This is a genomic window from Nostoc sp. (assembly GCF_036917615.1).
In the GTDB taxonomy this organism is placed as follows: domain Bacteria; phylum Cyanobacteriota; class Cyanobacteriia; order Cyanobacteriales; family Nostocaceae; genus Nostoc.
In genome coordinates this window covers 164,128-177,809 of sequence record NZ_JBALCZ010000011.1, presented here as the reverse complement: position 1 = coordinate 177,809, position 13,682 = coordinate 164,128, and the positions used below count along the sequence as shown (strand labels likewise).

General features: G+C 41.8%; 16 protein-coding genes. 14 read left to right on the top strand and 2 right to left on the bottom strand.

Annotated features, from left to right (window positions below; all coding sequences use genetic code 11):
* Nucleotides 1-75 precede the first annotated feature (75 nt).
* The 4 genes from V7K85_RS02245 (at nt 76) to V7K85_RS02230 (ending at nt 4,753) form a co-directional block, all read left to right on the top strand.
* Nucleotides 76-912, top strand: coding sequence for an SDR family oxidoreductase (locus V7K85_RS02245; RefSeq protein WP_334811036.1), 837 nt, complete (start codon nt 76-78; stop codon nt 910-912).
* Between the two features lie 5 nt (nt 913-917).
* Nucleotides 918-2,189: a lactate racemase domain-containing protein gene (locus tag V7K85_RS02240; protein ID WP_334811035.1), complete on the top strand. Its 1,272-nt coding sequence runs from the start codon at nt 918-920 to the stop codon at nt 2,187-2,189.
* A gap of 346 nt (nt 2,190-2,535) precedes the next feature.
* Nucleotides 2,536-4,026 carry an ABC transporter permease subunit gene (locus tag V7K85_RS02235; protein WP_334811034.1) on the top strand — a complete coding sequence of 497 codons (1,491 nt, stop codon included), beginning with the start codon at nt 2,536-2,538 and terminating at the stop codon, nt 4,024-4,026.
* Complete coding sequence (locus V7K85_RS02230; RefSeq protein ID WP_334811033.1) at nt 4,019-4,753, top strand: amino acid ABC transporter ATP-binding protein; 735 nt, start codon at nt 4,019-4,021, stop codon at nt 4,751-4,753. Before V7K85_RS02235 ends, V7K85_RS02230 begins: the two co-directional genes overlap by 8 nt.
* Before the next feature lie 486 nt (nt 4,754-5,239).
* Here V7K85_RS02230 and V7K85_RS02225 read toward each other — a convergent pair whose 3' ends face one another.
* Nucleotides 5,240-5,449, bottom strand: coding sequence for a hypothetical protein (locus V7K85_RS02225; RefSeq protein ID WP_334811032.1), 210 nt, complete (start codon nt 5,447-5,449; stop codon nt 5,240-5,242).
* An 84-nt stretch (nt 5,450-5,533) separates the two neighbouring features.
* Here V7K85_RS02225 and V7K85_RS02220 point away from each other — a divergent pair, with 84 nt between their 5' ends.
* The 8 genes from V7K85_RS02220 (at nt 5,534) to V7K85_RS02185 (ending at nt 10,465) form a co-directional block, all read left to right on the top strand.
* Nucleotides 5,534-5,935, top strand: coding sequence for an N-6 DNA methylase (locus V7K85_RS02220; RefSeq protein WP_334811031.1), 402 nt, complete (start codon nt 5,534-5,536; stop codon nt 5,933-5,935).
* Entirely contained in the window at nt 5,932-6,465 is a 534-nt protein-coding gene (locus V7K85_RS02215) for a hypothetical protein (RefSeq protein WP_334811030.1), read from the top strand. The genes V7K85_RS02220 and V7K85_RS02215 overlap by 4 nt, the downstream gene beginning before the upstream one ends.
* Before the next feature lie 21 nt (nt 6,466-6,486).
* The gene (locus V7K85_RS02210; RefSeq protein WP_334811029.1) at nt 6,487-7,509 is read left to right on the top strand and encodes a hypothetical protein; all 1,023 of its coding nucleotides are present in this window, start codon (nt 6,487-6,489) and stop codon (nt 7,507-7,509) included.
* Between the two features lie 44 nt (nt 7,510-7,553).
* A complete protein-coding gene (locus V7K85_RS02205; protein WP_334811028.1) occupies nt 7,554-7,781 on the top strand; it encodes a hypothetical protein in 228 nt (75 codons plus the stop codon).
* Nucleotides 7,775-8,203: a type II toxin-antitoxin system VapC family toxin gene (locus tag V7K85_RS02200; RefSeq protein ID WP_334811027.1), complete on the top strand. Its 429-nt coding sequence runs from the start codon at nt 7,775-7,777 to the stop codon at nt 8,201-8,203. The genes V7K85_RS02205 and V7K85_RS02200 overlap by 7 nt, the downstream gene beginning before the upstream one ends.
* Nucleotides 8,204-8,212: 9 nt before the next feature.
* Entirely contained in the window at nt 8,213-8,653 is a 441-nt protein-coding gene (locus V7K85_RS02195; protein ID WP_334811026.1) for a hypothetical protein, read from the top strand.
* Nucleotides 8,650-8,904 (top strand): hypothetical protein, encoded by a 255-nt coding sequence (locus V7K85_RS02190; protein WP_334811025.1) that lies wholly within the window; start codon nt 8,650-8,652, stop codon nt 8,902-8,904. The genes V7K85_RS02195 and V7K85_RS02190 overlap by 4 nt, the downstream gene beginning before the upstream one ends.
* A 283-nt stretch (nt 8,905-9,187) precedes the next feature.
* Complete coding sequence (locus V7K85_RS02185) at nt 9,188-10,465, top strand: hypothetical protein (protein WP_334811024.1); 1,278 nt, start codon at nt 9,188-9,190, stop codon at nt 10,463-10,465.
* A 336-nt stretch (nt 10,466-10,801) separates the two neighbouring features.
* Here V7K85_RS02185 and ruvC read toward each other — a convergent pair whose 3' ends face one another.
* Nucleotides 10,802-11,293, bottom strand: coding sequence for a crossover junction endodeoxyribonuclease RuvC (gene ruvC, locus V7K85_RS02180; protein ID WP_334811023.1), 492 nt, complete (start codon nt 11,291-11,293; stop codon nt 10,802-10,804).
* A gap of 174 nt (nt 11,294-11,467) precedes the next feature.
* Between ruvC and V7K85_RS02175 the strand changes: the two genes are divergently transcribed.
* Complete coding sequence (locus V7K85_RS02175; RefSeq protein ID WP_334811022.1) at nt 11,468-12,838, top strand: gluconeogenesis factor YvcK family protein; 1,371 nt, start codon at nt 11,468-11,470, stop codon at nt 12,836-12,838.
* A gap of 50 nt (nt 12,839-12,888) precedes the next feature.
* Complete coding sequence (gene tsaE / locus V7K85_RS02170; protein WP_334811090.1) at nt 12,889-13,344, top strand: tRNA (adenosine(37)-N6)-threonylcarbamoyltransferase complex ATPase subunit type 1 TsaE; 456 nt, start codon at nt 12,889-12,891, stop codon at nt 13,342-13,344.
* Nucleotides 13,345-13,682: the final 338 nt, after the last annotated feature.

The window sequence follows — 13,682 nt, the reverse complement described above, 5'->3', positions numbered from 1 at the left end:
GAAGCAAGCTAGCAAGAGCGTCTCGTAGAGAGCGTCATTACAAATTCTGAATTGGAATAAGCAGAGGAATCATTGATGCCAGACTTGATTTTAAATAAACTTTTTAGCCTAAAAGAGCAGGTAATAGTAGTCACAGGCGGTTCTGGTGTGCTTGGTGGGGCTATGGCAAAGGGTTTGACCCTTGCTGGAGCGCGAGTCGCGGTTTTGGGTCGCAATCAAGCACGAGCGAGTGCGGTAGTGGCTGAAATTACCGCTAACGGTGGAGAAAGCATAGCTGTGATCGCAGATGTTAGCGATCGCTCCCAATTAGAAATAGCCAGGGGTGTTATTATACAGCGTTGGGGTCAGATAGACATCCTGGTAAACATGGCTGGTGGTAATATTCCGGCTGCCACAATTACCCCTGATGCGACTATTTTTGATATGCCACACGCAGCTTTTGAGGAAGTAGTTAGCCTCAACTTAGTCGGTACTCTACTCCCCAGCCAAGTTTTTGGTCAAGCGATGGTGGAAAAAAATCAGCCCCACGGTTGTATTGTGAATATTTCTTCTATGTCTGCCATCCGAGTGATTAGCCGTGTGGTTGGCTACTCAGCCGCTAAAGCCGGGATAGATAACTTTACTCGCTGGCTAGCGGTAGAACTCGCCCAAAAGTATGGAGATGGATTAAGAGTAAATGCGATCGCGCCAGGTTTCTTTATTGGGGAACAAAATCGAGATTTACTGTTAAATGCAGATGGCAGTTTGACTATACGCGGGCAAAAAATTATCGACCATACCCCCGCCGGACGTTTCGGAAAACCGGATGAATTACTCAGCACCTTGATTTGGTTATGCAGTTCTGGTTCTAGTTTCGTCAACGGAGTAGTCGTACCTGTAGACGGTGGGTTTAGTATCTACAGCGGAGTTTAATAAAAATGTATTCACTAACCGTAACTAACGGAACACTTTCAGATCAGCAGGTTTCCGATTTGGTTCATCAAGCTTTAGCAGACCCTAAGTTGGATGGACAGAGCATCTTGGTATTAATTCCAGATAGCACCCGCACTGCTCCCATACCTCAAATGTTTCGATTGCTTCATCAGGAGTTGGGTAAGAGGGTTGCGGCTCTGGATTTTTTAATTGCTCTGGGTACACATAATCCCATGAGTGAAGAACAGATCAATCGCTTGGTGGGGGTAACACACCAGGAGCGAGAGACAACTTTTAAAAAGGTTCAAATTTTTAACCACCTTTGGAATATACCAGATACTTTTATTTCTTGTGGAGTAATTTCGGCAGATGAGATAGCAGAGATCAGCCGGGGAATGCTACATCAAGCAGTTGAAGTAAGTGTTAACAAGCTTGTAACAGAGTACGATCTAATAATGATTTGCGGCCCGGTCTTTCCCCACGAAGTTGTCGGTTTTTCTGGTGGAAATAAATACTTTTTTCCCGGCATTGGTGGTCAGGAAGTAATTGATCTATCACACTGGTTAGGTGCTTTAATCAGCTGTTATGAAATTATTGGTACACCGGGAATAACACCAGTTCGGCGCTTGATTAACCGAGCCGCTAGCCTAATTTCTACCCCAAAGCTTTGCTTGGCGATGGTGGTTGCACCCAAAACGAATCAGCTAGCTGGACTTTATATAGATAAACCAGAATCAGCCTGGGAAGCTGCTGCAAAATTATCAGCCAAACTGCATATTAAATATCTAGATCAGCCTTTTAAACAAGTGCTTTCAGTCATGCCCCAAATGTATGACGACATTTGGACAGCAGCTAAAGGAATGTACAAGCTAGAGCCAGTAGTAGCCGACGGAGGTGAGCTAATTATATATGCCCCTCACATTACTGAATTTAGCTATACGCACGGCGAAATCCTGTCCCAAATTGGCTATCATGTGCGGGATTACTTCCTCAAACAGTGGGATAAATTTCAAGCATATCCCGGTGGAGTGCTGGCTCATAGTACTCATTTAAAAGGTATGGGTACTTTTGATCCCATAGAAGGGGAACAAGCGCGGATTCGCGTCACTTTAGCTACTGGTATTTCTGCTGAACGCTGTGCTGCTCATAACTTGAACTATCGTGATCCGGCTACCATTCGACCCATAGAATGGGCTAACCGTGAGGATGAAGGTATCTTGCTTGTTCCAAAGGCTGGCGAGATACTATACCGTCTAATATCAAGTCCAGATAATTAGTTATCGTAAATTAAAGGGTTTAGAGGTCATCTATAAAGTAAAAATAAAATTACTGTAGGGTGTGTTAGGCGCATGTTTCGATATGATTTTTCACGAGAAACATAACTCTCGCGCCTAACGCACCATGTTATAAGCCAATATGGTTCAGTTAGCGCCAAAGACCTTTCAGTACTTACCCAAAAACTCTCTGGAACTCTTATTCCTTTGTGTCCTTCTCTACGAGACGCTACGCGAATGCGCCCTTTGTGGTTCGTTTTTTGTTAATTTTGGGTAAGTCCTATCCTTAAAGTCCTGTCCTTAACTGAATAAGAGTTATACACTGTTTATCTAAATAATTATCAAGTTCATGAATCAAATAAAAATATGGTTATTAACGATGCTATTTGTCACAATGGTATTGATTAGCATCATCACAGGTTCTAGCCATTCTCTAAAAGCAGCCTCATCTATAGGCAAAGATACGCTGACGATGATTACTTCCCCAGATTATCCACCTTATGAGTTTTATGATACTAAAGGATCTGAGAGACAAATTGTTGGCTTTGATGTAGATGTTGCCAAGACTGTTGCTCAAGAGCTAGGATTTCAACTAAAAATAATAGAATCAGATTTTAATGGATTAATTCCTGCACTGCAAGCGAAGCGGGCTGACTTTGTTATGGCGGGGATGACTCCCACTCCAGAACGTCAGAAAAATGTTGATTTTTCAATTATTTATTACCAAGCAAAAGATACGATTGTCGCTCTCAAAAATAGCAATATCAAACAGACTCAAGACCTAGCTCTTAAAAAAGTCGGGGTACAATTGGGGACTATCCAAGAGCAAAATGCTAAAAAAATTGCTCAAAAAGTTACAGGGATTCAGCTAAAACAACTCAATAAAGTACCAGAAATAATTCAGGAACTCAAATCGGGGCGAATTGATGCAGCAATTGTTGAGGACACCGTTGCTAGAGGATTTGCCCAAGCCAACACAGATTTAGAGTTTAACGTTATTCCCTCAGATGACGTGAGTGGCTCGGCGATCGCTTTTCCGAAAGGTTCGGGCTTAGTAGAACCTTTTAATAAAGTCCTGCAACAAATGAAGGACAAAAAAGAACTAGAAAAATTAGTCACCAAATGGTTTTCGCAAACTACCTCAACCGCTACTGTATCTAAATCTCCTGCTAAAGGCGGGCTGAATCTAGACTTTACCAGAATTATCCCAGACATTCCCTTTATCCTCAAAGGCATCCCTTTGACATTGTTGTTTACGCTCTTGTCAGTATTTCTCGGGTTAATTTGGGGTACAGTTCTTTCTTTGTGCAAAATCACTAATATCAAGCCCTTCACCTGGCTTGCCAACGCCTACACCTCTGTATTTCGAGGTACACCCCTGCTATTACAGTTGGCTTTGGTTTACTATGCGACACCCCAACTCACAGGTTATGATATCTCGGCTTTAGAAGCAGGGGTGCTAACTTTTACCCTCAACTCTGGGGCTTATATGTCAGAAACCATCCGGGGTGGAATTCAAGCAGTAGATAAAGGACAAACTGAGGCGGCGATGTCTATGGGTGTTCCTTATCGGTTGATGATGTGGGACATAATTTTGCCCCAAGCATTGAAGAACATTTTACCTGCATTGGTGAATGAAACTATTGGACTGTTGAAAGACTCAGCTTTGGTATCAACAATTGGTGTAGTGGAAATATTACGCAGTGCCCAAATTGTTGGTGCAAATAAGTATATTTATTTTGAACCTCTACTGTTTGCGGGGTTAATCTACTATGTTTTAGTTATGGGTCTGACTAAGAGTGCATCCGTTTTAGAAAGGAAGTTAAGACAAAGTGAGTAAAGTCGTAATTCGGACAGAATTCTTGTGTAAATCCTTTGGCAAACTCGACGTACTCAAAGATATTTCTACGAAGATTCACCAAGGGGAAATTGTTGCTATTCTTGGGCCTTCTGGTTCGGGTAAATCTACCTTTCTGCGGTGCCTGAACTTGCTAGAACGCCCCACTAAAGGCAGAATCTATTTTCAAGAGCAAGAAATCACTCATCCCAAGGTAAACATTGCCAAGGTTCGTCAACAGCTGGTGATGGTGTTTCAACACTTTAATCTATTTCCCCATATGACAGTATTGCAAAATGTCACCTATGCTCCGATTAAGGTGAAAGGAATAAATCGGCAGTTAGCCCAAAATCAAGGGATGGAGTTATTGACAAAGGTGGGTTTAGAGGAAAAAGCAGATGTCTTTCCATCCAAACTATCAGGGGGACAGAAACAAAGGGTAGCTATAGCCCGCACTTTGGCAATGTCACCAGAGATGATTTTATTTGATGAACCCACCTCTGCTTTAGATCCAGAAATGGTCAAAGATGTGCTCCAAGTGATCCAAGATTTAGCTCAAACAGGGATAACAATGGCGATTGTTACCCATGAAATAGGATTTGCTAGAGTTGTGGCTAGTCGAATTATGTTTCTCGATCAAGGGACTTTAGCAGAAGATACCACTCCTAAGAAGTTTTTTGAAAATCCTCAGTCCCAAAGGGCCAAGCAATTCTTAGAAAAAATGCTTTAGTTCACTTTTAATTAGGACTTACGCACAAGCAACGGAAAATCGTAGACGCAAAGCGGCTTGCCGCAGGCTACCACAGAGGACGCAGAGAAGCCAGTGTGTTGGGCGGGTTAAGAGACTTGTACTCCTACGGAGAAGCAAGCTACGCGCAGCGTCTCCCCTTCTCCCAAAGGGAGAGGCTAGCGCCAAGGGAGAAGCAACTGGCGCGACACAAAGAGAAGTCGGAGCGGCGGCTTCCGCCGATCTGAACTTCGGTGGGAATAAGAGTTTGAGAGGTTTTTTGCGTAAGTCCTATTAATGTCAGTGCGTCCACCAATCAAATGAAAATTTTGATTTGATTGGGCACTTAGCGTATTTAAAAACCTACTGTACAACGACAATATAGTTGGATACTCAGAGTGGCTAAAAGCCCTGATTTTCCGTTTGATATCGAACAGGCTTGAAAAAATAAAGTTGGAAACTCTAATCCAATTTGTCTTCCATCTGGCCTTAGCTGCAAATAATAAAGTTGGAAACTGTCACATAAGTATAAGTACTTATTTGTGTCAGGCAATTGAGCTTTTGCTGACGATTGGGGGCAATATCCTCTTGAGAAGATTTTCCCGTATTGGTGCGTACAATCAGAGAATAAGGGAGTCCAGCCTCTAAAGGCTTACCAGCATAAATTACCTGATTTGCCTTGGTTTTGGTTCTCCACATTAAACCTTTTGACCCTGTTACCTCAACGTCGTATTCTGTAACTCCAGATACTGGGTTCCAGCGGAGTAGGGGAGTAATCGTTGTTTGCAGTTGTTGAAACCGGGGGGAAGGTTATTAATAGTTTTTCCCGATGGGGTGCTTTGTAATTCTGGTGACAAATATGTGCGTGAGTACATTATGGGGAAGAAGGATGAAGCAACGGGGCAATTTCATGGGGGAAAGGCGATAGTTAAAGCAGTGATTAGTTTGCCATCGGATACGTTTAAGCTATCAGGAACGGGGGCAAAAACTAGTATCCTTTATTTACAGAAACGTCAGGTAAGGAAGGATGAGCCAGTAAGGTTTCAGGATGAGCCGCAACCGAATGTGTTTATGGGTATGGCTGAGACTTTGGGCTATTTGGTGAAAAATAATGTGGAAAATTATAGCGTCGGCGTGTCAAATGATTTGGCGGCGATCGTTGGTGCTTATGTGAGGGGAGAATGATGGCAAGTATTGTTAGACTTAATGCTCAACGTTTGAGCGATCGCCTAGATGCTGTTTATTATCATCCATTATTTCTTGATAACGAGGATCGTCTCAAAAGTTCATCTATAAAAATATCACGCCTCAAAAATATTGTTAAAGAAGGGCGGCGATCAATTTATTTTGGTACTGAAACTTTAGAAAATGATGATGTCCCTAATAACTGGATTCCTTTTTTGACAGCAGATGATTTTTGGGAAAATGGCTTTTTTGTTAATTTAAATTCATGTCGTAGGGTTTCTCCTAAATTTGCTGAACAATATCCCAAAGGTCAGCTTAGAGGTAATGAACTACTGGTAAAAGTAAAAGGGCCTAATCAGATTACTGCATATAATGAGATGCCACCGGAAAATAGAGTTTTAGTAAGTGGCACTATCTGGGGAGCATTAGTTAAGAAAGAGCAGGTAGATCCACATTATCTAGTATCAGTTCTATCTTGTCCTTATGCTGTAATTGCAAGGTCACGTTTGAGAACAAATCTCAATGTATAATTTCTTGCTCCTGATGACTTATTGAATATTAAGTTACCTATTCCAGAGATTCGTGAAGCTCAAAACTACATTGGTGATAAGGTGCGATTGGCGGATAGGTTGAGGGAGCGATCGCGGGAACTTCAAAACAAAATATCCGAAATTTTCACAGATTTTAATCCTAGGGAATTTTCTAAAGGTAAGACATCACGGATAAGCACAAATGAATTAGTCGATAGCCTTAATCCTAATGCTTATATGCCTCGTTTTTTAGAGTCTGATAGAATTGTACGTTCCTATCCCCATACATCAATTAAATCAATTTCTCTAAATATTGCAGATGGGCCATTTGGAAGTAATCTGAAAGTAACAGATTATCGTACAGGTAAAAAAGCATTACATCCTGTCATTCGAGTGATAAATTGTGAAAATGGGCAATTAAATACTGATGATTTAGCTTGGATAGATACTGCAAAGCAACAGGAATTATCCAGAAGTGAAGTTTTACCTAATGATTTATTAATTACTAAAGCTAGGCGCATAGGTTCATCTGCTGTATATCCTGATAATTTGCCACTTGGTAACATTACATCTCACCTGATTAGAGCTAGAATTAAACCAAATATTGACCCTTGTTATGTAGCAGAATTCCTCGAAACTAAGGTTGGTCGTGCTGTTACAGAAAGACATAGTTTTAAATCAACAAGACCTGAACTTACAAAAGGAGAAATAGAGTCTTGTAATATTGCTTTACTTCCGAATAACTTGATAAAGCAGGTAGGCAATTTTGCACGAATCAGAAACACTTGTTCTAACTTTGTAATATTGCTCACCATCACCGCACAACTTCTAGTAGAAGCCCTCATCGAAGGAAAAATAACCGAAGAAGAACTCCAAACCGCTCAACAAGTACTACAAAAAGGCGACAGAGAACCAGATAAAACCATCCTCTCACGCCTCACCCACAAAGGAATAGATATCAAAGACGAACCGCCCCTCTTCCCCGACTTAGACGCACTTTATGAAATTATCGACCAAATAACCAAAGACACAGAGGAGGAATAAACACTAAAGTCAAAATAGGTAAACTCAGCAAATTATAGAAAATTATGAAATGTACAATTGACCTACCCGATACCCTAGCCCAACAACTAGAACAATATTTACAAGATCATCCCGATCAAAACCTAGAACGTCTCATTCAGGAAGCCCTAGAAGAAAAACTAGCTGGTAAAAATCTATCTAAACTACTCACCTTAGCCGGAATAGTCAACGAATCTCCTAAAAATGCCAGCAACCAAGCGGAAGACTCTCCTAATATTATTAATCCATGCTAAGTCCCATCTCGCAAGTGGTGATTGATGCAGGGCCTTTAATCGCCTTGTTATATGCTAAAGACCCCCAACATACAGAATGCAGAATTGGCTTTGAACAACTCAGTCAAGCTAAAGTCAGAGTTTATACTCCTATTCCTATTTTGTTTGAAGTTTACAAATGGTTGTTATACACAACTAACCCCAGGACAGCCCAAAGCAGTCTAAACATCATGTTAGAAAGCTTACATCTAATTCCAGTCAACCAAGCTGACGTTCTTGAAATCTTCGCCCTACTGCAAACCATCCCTAACTGGCAGGGAAGCCTGGAAGATGCGACAGTAATTTGGGCAGCAAGAGTGCGTAAATGTCCCGTTTGGACAATTAATTATCGAGACTTTGGCAGCTTTCCCGCATTAGAGTTTTGGAATCCTGACCTCAACTGAGGCGAAAAAATGAAGCTTTCACATTCCACCATCCGCAACTTAGAACAACTCCTAACTATTGGTGAAATTCCCACCGCAGACATCAGCCCCCTAAAAATCGGGCAAAACCTCGGAATGTGGATAACTTCCACCGATGGTAGCCGCATCATCGCTACTCCTGCAACCGTCCAACTGCTGCAAACCTTACCTAGCCTCTCAGAAACAGTCGCCGCCCTCCTCAGTTGCGAAGCTGATATCCGCCAAGCTTGGGGTAAAATTATCGCCGCACGTCTGCAAGAACTGGGAACTCGCCGGGATGCACAAGGACTCAGCGAAGCTATTAACACCTTGGGACAAGCATCTGAAACTTTAATTCAACTCTTACCCCAAGCCGCCCTCAGTTCTAGCAATTACACAGAATTAGAACGTACTCTGTTTGACGCACCCGCCGAACAAGCCCCGAACCTGTGATGCGAACATTTGCCCAATATACTGCGATCGCGTCCGCTTTGGAAACTGCCAATAGCTTTGAAAAATGGATGGATGAGTTACTGGGTGCAGCTTTTAAAAAAGGCGCAATTGAACTACACGCCGCCGAATCAGGACAAGCCAGACATGGAAGGGGACTATTTGGCGACAGGCAACGTAAATTAATTAACTGGAGTATTTACCCAGAATTCGACGCTTTATTTCTAGCTTTTAAACCTATTAACTATGAATAATCTCAATAAATCCATTATTACTCTACCTAGTACTTTAACATTTACCTATCAGGGTGCGTATGAATTTAGCAGAGTTCTAAACTCTATTTGACTGGACATTAAACAATCAAGAGGTTGTATATAAAAAAATTAAAATTATTAATGCTGTACCAGAGATTAGGGAAACTATTGATTTTATTATGGATGAAAATACTGAAATTAGAGAGTGACTAGCTCATATTTTTGCCACAAATTACAGTAAAAAACATTTTTGATATATAAAAGCTATGCTGACCAATAAGTTATGAATAATCAAAAATTAGCAAAAGATAACCATAATACTGCTACTTATCGCTGGGCTACTACTGGTGTTTCTTCCTATCCCTTAACTCATCCCATTGTTGGACAAAGAGATTTCTTTTTTAAGTTTCGGCACTTTATCCACCTCATAGACCAAGAAGATGAACGCTTTGCCCATGTCTTTGCCATCATCGCCCAATGGGGTGTAGGTAAATCTCGCCTCGCCTACGAACTCATCAGCCAAATTAACAATACTTCCCCCGGTTGGGCAGTACGCGACCAAGCTGGGTCTTTAACTGATGCCAAACTATTTGATAATGATACAGACCGCGAACAATATCTTGGTCTTTACATCCGTTACAGCCAGATTGCCAACGAATACCACAACATCGATAACTGGTTTGGCTACGGTTTGTATAAAGCCCTTTTACCCCTAACTAAAAAGACCTTTGATACTTCTATTCAAGTCAGTATTGCCAAAGAAGCCTATGACCGCCTGATTGTTAAAGGTTTTGAAGAAAGCAAATTAGCCGCAGCCTTAGAAGTCGAAAAAAACTACTCAGATGAAATTCTCTATGAAGACTCTTCTCTAGTAACAAATCTCTGCCAAGCTGCTTACGATTATTTAAGCCAATTTGGGATTAAATATATCTTAATTACCCTGGATGAACTAGAAACAGCCGCCGAAGCCGCCACCTACGATTTAGAACCTGAAGATATTAAACGTCTTGATGGTCGGGCAATTAAACTGATGGGCAAAGCCATCAAAGAAGAAGATCCCCGGCGAAAATTACCTTGGCTGAGATATGTAGCTTTATGTTCCCCAGCTATTGGTGATGAACTAAGAGAAATCCAGTCTACAGCCCGACGTTTTGAATTAGTTGAACTTTCACAAAATGCATTTGCAGATGTTAGTGATTTTGTCAATGCTCTCACACAACAAGGACGCTTAAGCGAAACCTATCCCGAAGGCTTAGTAGAAGCTGCTTACGCTATGAGTGGCGGTAACTTCGGCTGGTTTAACGTCATTATGGCTAATGTAGATCAAATTTTGCGCGATCGCGGCATTAGTGGAGAAAAAGACCAACCAACAGTCGCTGCACTATTTGATGCATCTGTAAAAGTTTCTAACCGCATTAGCAATCATATCCTCGACCATAACGCCATCAATGAACTCAAACTAGACCGAGTTCATTTACTAGCAGCCAAAAAATTACTGTACGGGCAATTACCAGTTCCTTTAACGCAATGGCAAACAGAAGAACTCAACGCCTTATTATAGCAGTAGACAAAGCCGTTAGGACAAGTTGGCGGTAGATGCTTTCAACAAGCGTACATTGTGAATTGATTTTTGTCCTAAGCTTCCTGTCCGTTGCTATATGTAACGAAATATAAATTTAGGCAATACCTTAGAAATTCCTTATTTCACAGTTTTGACAAAACTAAACATATATCGGTTTTATCGTGCCTACCTATTTACTTCAAATCATAATTTTACATAAGTTCTGAAATTCTGATTTCTTGAGCCAAGTTCCCATCTGTGCCAGTTGGTTTCCAACTTTATTGTCTAGTTTCCACATTTATTATTCAGTTTCCAACTTTATTCTCTTTTTACAACCTACATCTGATACGAAGCCGTTAAAGCTACCGCCAAAGCATCCGCTGCATCATCCGGCTTGGGAATCTCATCTAAATCCAACTCCCGCGCTACCGCCTCTTGCACTTCCGACTTATCCGCATTGCCATAGCCTGTTAAAGCTTGCTTAATTTGAGCAGGAGTATACTCTACGTAGGGAAGACGACGCTGGCCCAAGACCAAAATGAGTACACCCCGCGCCTGTGCAACCATGATTGTACTTGACATCCGATAGAAGAATAGTTTCTCGATCGCCACCAAATCTGGTTGAAATTCCTCCATCAGGGTGTGTAAATCATCAAACAAGGTACATAGGCGCTGTCCCATTTCTACATTTGCTGAAGTTTTAATTACCCCAAAATCCAGCATATTTACTGTAGTCTCTTGTACCTTGTTGGGAGTTTGTGTGCAGGTAATTACCCCAAATCCTAAAATTGCCAGTCCTGGATCTAATCCTAAAATTCGTTTTTCCATTAAATTCACTTTTATCAAGCCAGCGTATTGTTTAACTAGGAATACTGGCAATCTTCACGACTTGCTCTTAGTCTAAAGGAATTGACAAATATAATAGTTCCACGCCTGGTGTTTTAAACCAAGTGGTGTACATTTTCTGTTAATTATTGTTTGTAGCACTGCTCCAAATCAGGTATGTCAATTGGTTTTCTCAGACAAGCCCTCAACGCCCTGCAAAAGCAGTCGCGTTCTCGTACTTCCTATCGGGTTAACCAGTGGTTCAAATGGTTATCCCCTGGACTATCGGTAAAACGTTGGTTGTTGATCAGTACTGGGGGTGTACTGCTGGCGAGTTTAGGGTTAGCTATTTGGATTAAGCTGACCCCGATTTTTTTGATGATTGAGTTGATTAGGGGTTTTCTGGGAGTAATCACCAACATCTTACCCAACTATCTCAGCGGGCCTTTGGTGCTGCTTGGCGGCTTGCTGTTAGTGCTTTGGGGACAAACTCGCACCGTAGGCTCAATTACTAAAGTACTAAGAGCAGAAGGCGGAGAGGAACTCATTGATGTTTTGCTGGCCCATCGTCGATTGTACCGAGGCCCGAAAATAGTGGTAATTGGTGGTGGTACAGGACTTTCTACGTTGTTGAGGGGACTGAAAACCTACAGCGCTAATATTACTGCGATTGTTACTGTCGCCGATGATGGTGGATCTTCTGGGCGGTTGCGCCAAGAATTTGGAGTGCTACCACCAGGGGATATTCGCAATTGTTTGGCTGCACTAGCAGATGAAGAAAAGTTATTAACAGAATTGTTTCAATACCGCTTTCGGGCTGGAGATGGGTTGACGGGTCACAGTTTTGGCAATTTGTTTTTAACGGCAATGAGTGATATTACTGGAGATTTAGAACAAGCGGTTGCAGCCAGTTCTAAAGTGCTAGCGGTACGGGGACAAGTACTACCAGCAACTCTCAGTGATGTTCGCCTTTGGGCAGAATTAGCCGATGGTCGCCGCATTGATGGGGAGTCTAGCATTCCCAAAGCTGGCGGTAAAATTGTTAAAATTGGCTGCATTCCAGCTAATCCCCCAGCGGTACCAGCAGCTATTAAGGCACTTAAAGAAGCTGATTACATCATTATTGGCCCAGGTAGCCTTTATACTAGCCTAATTCCTAATTTATTAGTACCAGAAATTGCCGATGCGATCGCTCAAACAGATGCCCCCCGTATTTATATCTGCAATATAATGACTCAACCAGGAGAAACTGAAGGCTACACTGTTGCTGATCACATCAGAGCAATTGATGCTGCTTGTGGGCAAAGACGGCTATTCGATGCTGTGCTGATACACAAAAAATCCCCCTCTGAGCAATCACTCATCCGCTACGCCCAACAAAACTCCCATCCCGTTTTCCTGGATAGAGAAGCTGTAACTCAGTTAGGGCGAAGGATTGTTCCAGCTAATGTTTTGTATGAAGATGAAACGGGTTTTGTCCGTCACAATCCGCAGAAACTAGCACAAGTATTGTTGCGGTGGTACAGTAGAGGTCATCATGGAAGATGAGTTAATAGTCCAAAATTCATAGTGAGCTAGCTCTTGACTTTTAACTAATGATGAAAATTTTTCTTGCAGATACAGAGGCGACGCTACGCTTAGGTATTACTCTCGGTGAATCCCTGACCCCTGGCAGTGTAATTTTACTAGAAGGTGATTTAGGCGCTGGTAAAACTACTTTAGTTCAAGGCATTGGCAAAGGTTTGGGAATCGCTGAACCCATTGTCAGTCCAACTTTCACGTTGATTAATGAGTACACGGAAGGACGCTTCCCCCTTTACCACCTGGATTTATATCGTTTAGAACCACAAGAAGTTGCAGCCCTGAATTTAGAAAGTTACTGGGAAGGTGTTGAAGTCATACCAGGAATTGTGGCAGTTGAATGGGCAGAACGATTGCCCTACAAGCCAGATAGTTATCTGAGTATCAGTTTGACTTATGGGCATGGGGGCACTCGTCAAGTCGAACTCATACCATTTAATTGTGCCATTAGCGAAGTCATTACCGCGATTTAAGCTCATCTCCCGACTGAAGTACGAGAGATTTCACTTTTTTGATCGCAACACTAAAAAATTTCTGCAAATAGTCGAGGGAGAACTCCACACTCGTCCTATCTGCCACTACCACGTTCGCCACCGTAAGTCACTAACATTGTTATCTCAACCAAAAATAAATGAAAAAATTTTCTAACAGCAGCTTTATTGCTGCAATAATCAGTTAAAAAACTGATTTAGATGGTGTATGAATTAAGAAAATGTAAACTGTTGTTGGGTTAAATGAGAATTTTCACAGAACTTAGTCAGCTTGGTATAACCCGATTGGTTCTCTACTGTCATTAAGAGAACAAATCTGG

Excerpts from the sequence above, each read along its gene's own strand:
- V7K85_RS02245 (WP_334811036.1), top strand. The coding sequence starts at position 76 with ATGCCAGACTTGATTTTAAATAAACTTTTTAGCCTAAAAGAGCAGGTA.
- V7K85_RS02240 (WP_334811035.1), top strand. The coding sequence starts at position 918 with ATGTATTCACTAACCGTAACTAACGGAACACTTTCAGATCAGCAGGTT.
- V7K85_RS02235 (WP_334811034.1), top strand. The coding sequence starts at position 2,536 with ATGAATCAAATAAAAATATGGTTATTAACGATGCTATTTGTCACAATG.
- V7K85_RS02225 (WP_334811032.1), bottom strand. The coding sequence starts at position 5,449 with ATGTGGAGAACCAAAACCAAGGCAAATCAGGTAATTTATGCTGGTAAG.
- V7K85_RS02215 (WP_334811030.1), top strand. The coding sequence starts at position 5,932 with ATGATGGCAAGTATTGTTAGACTTAATGCTCAACGTTTGAGCGATCGC.
- V7K85_RS02205 (WP_334811028.1), top strand. The coding sequence starts at position 7,554 with ATGAAATGTACAATTGACCTACCCGATACCCTAGCCCAACAACTAGAA.
- V7K85_RS02200 (WP_334811027.1), top strand. The coding sequence starts at position 7,775 with ATGCTAAGTCCCATCTCGCAAGTGGTGATTGATGCAGGGCCTTTAATC.
- V7K85_RS02195 (WP_334811026.1), top strand. The coding sequence starts at position 8,213 with ATGAAGCTTTCACATTCCACCATCCGCAACTTAGAACAACTCCTAACT.
- V7K85_RS02185 (WP_334811024.1), top strand. The coding sequence starts at position 9,188 with ATGAATAATCAAAAATTAGCAAAAGATAACCATAATACTGCTACTTAT.
- ruvC (WP_334811023.1), bottom strand. The coding sequence starts at position 11,293 with ATGGAAAAACGAATTTTAGGATTAGATCCAGGACTGGCAATTTTAGGA.
- V7K85_RS02175 (WP_334811022.1), top strand. The coding sequence starts at position 11,468 with ATGTCAATTGGTTTTCTCAGACAAGCCCTCAACGCCCTGCAAAAGCAG.
- tsaE (WP_334811090.1), top strand. The coding sequence starts at position 12,889 with ATGAAAATTTTTCTTGCAGATACAGAGGCGACGCTACGCTTAGGTATT.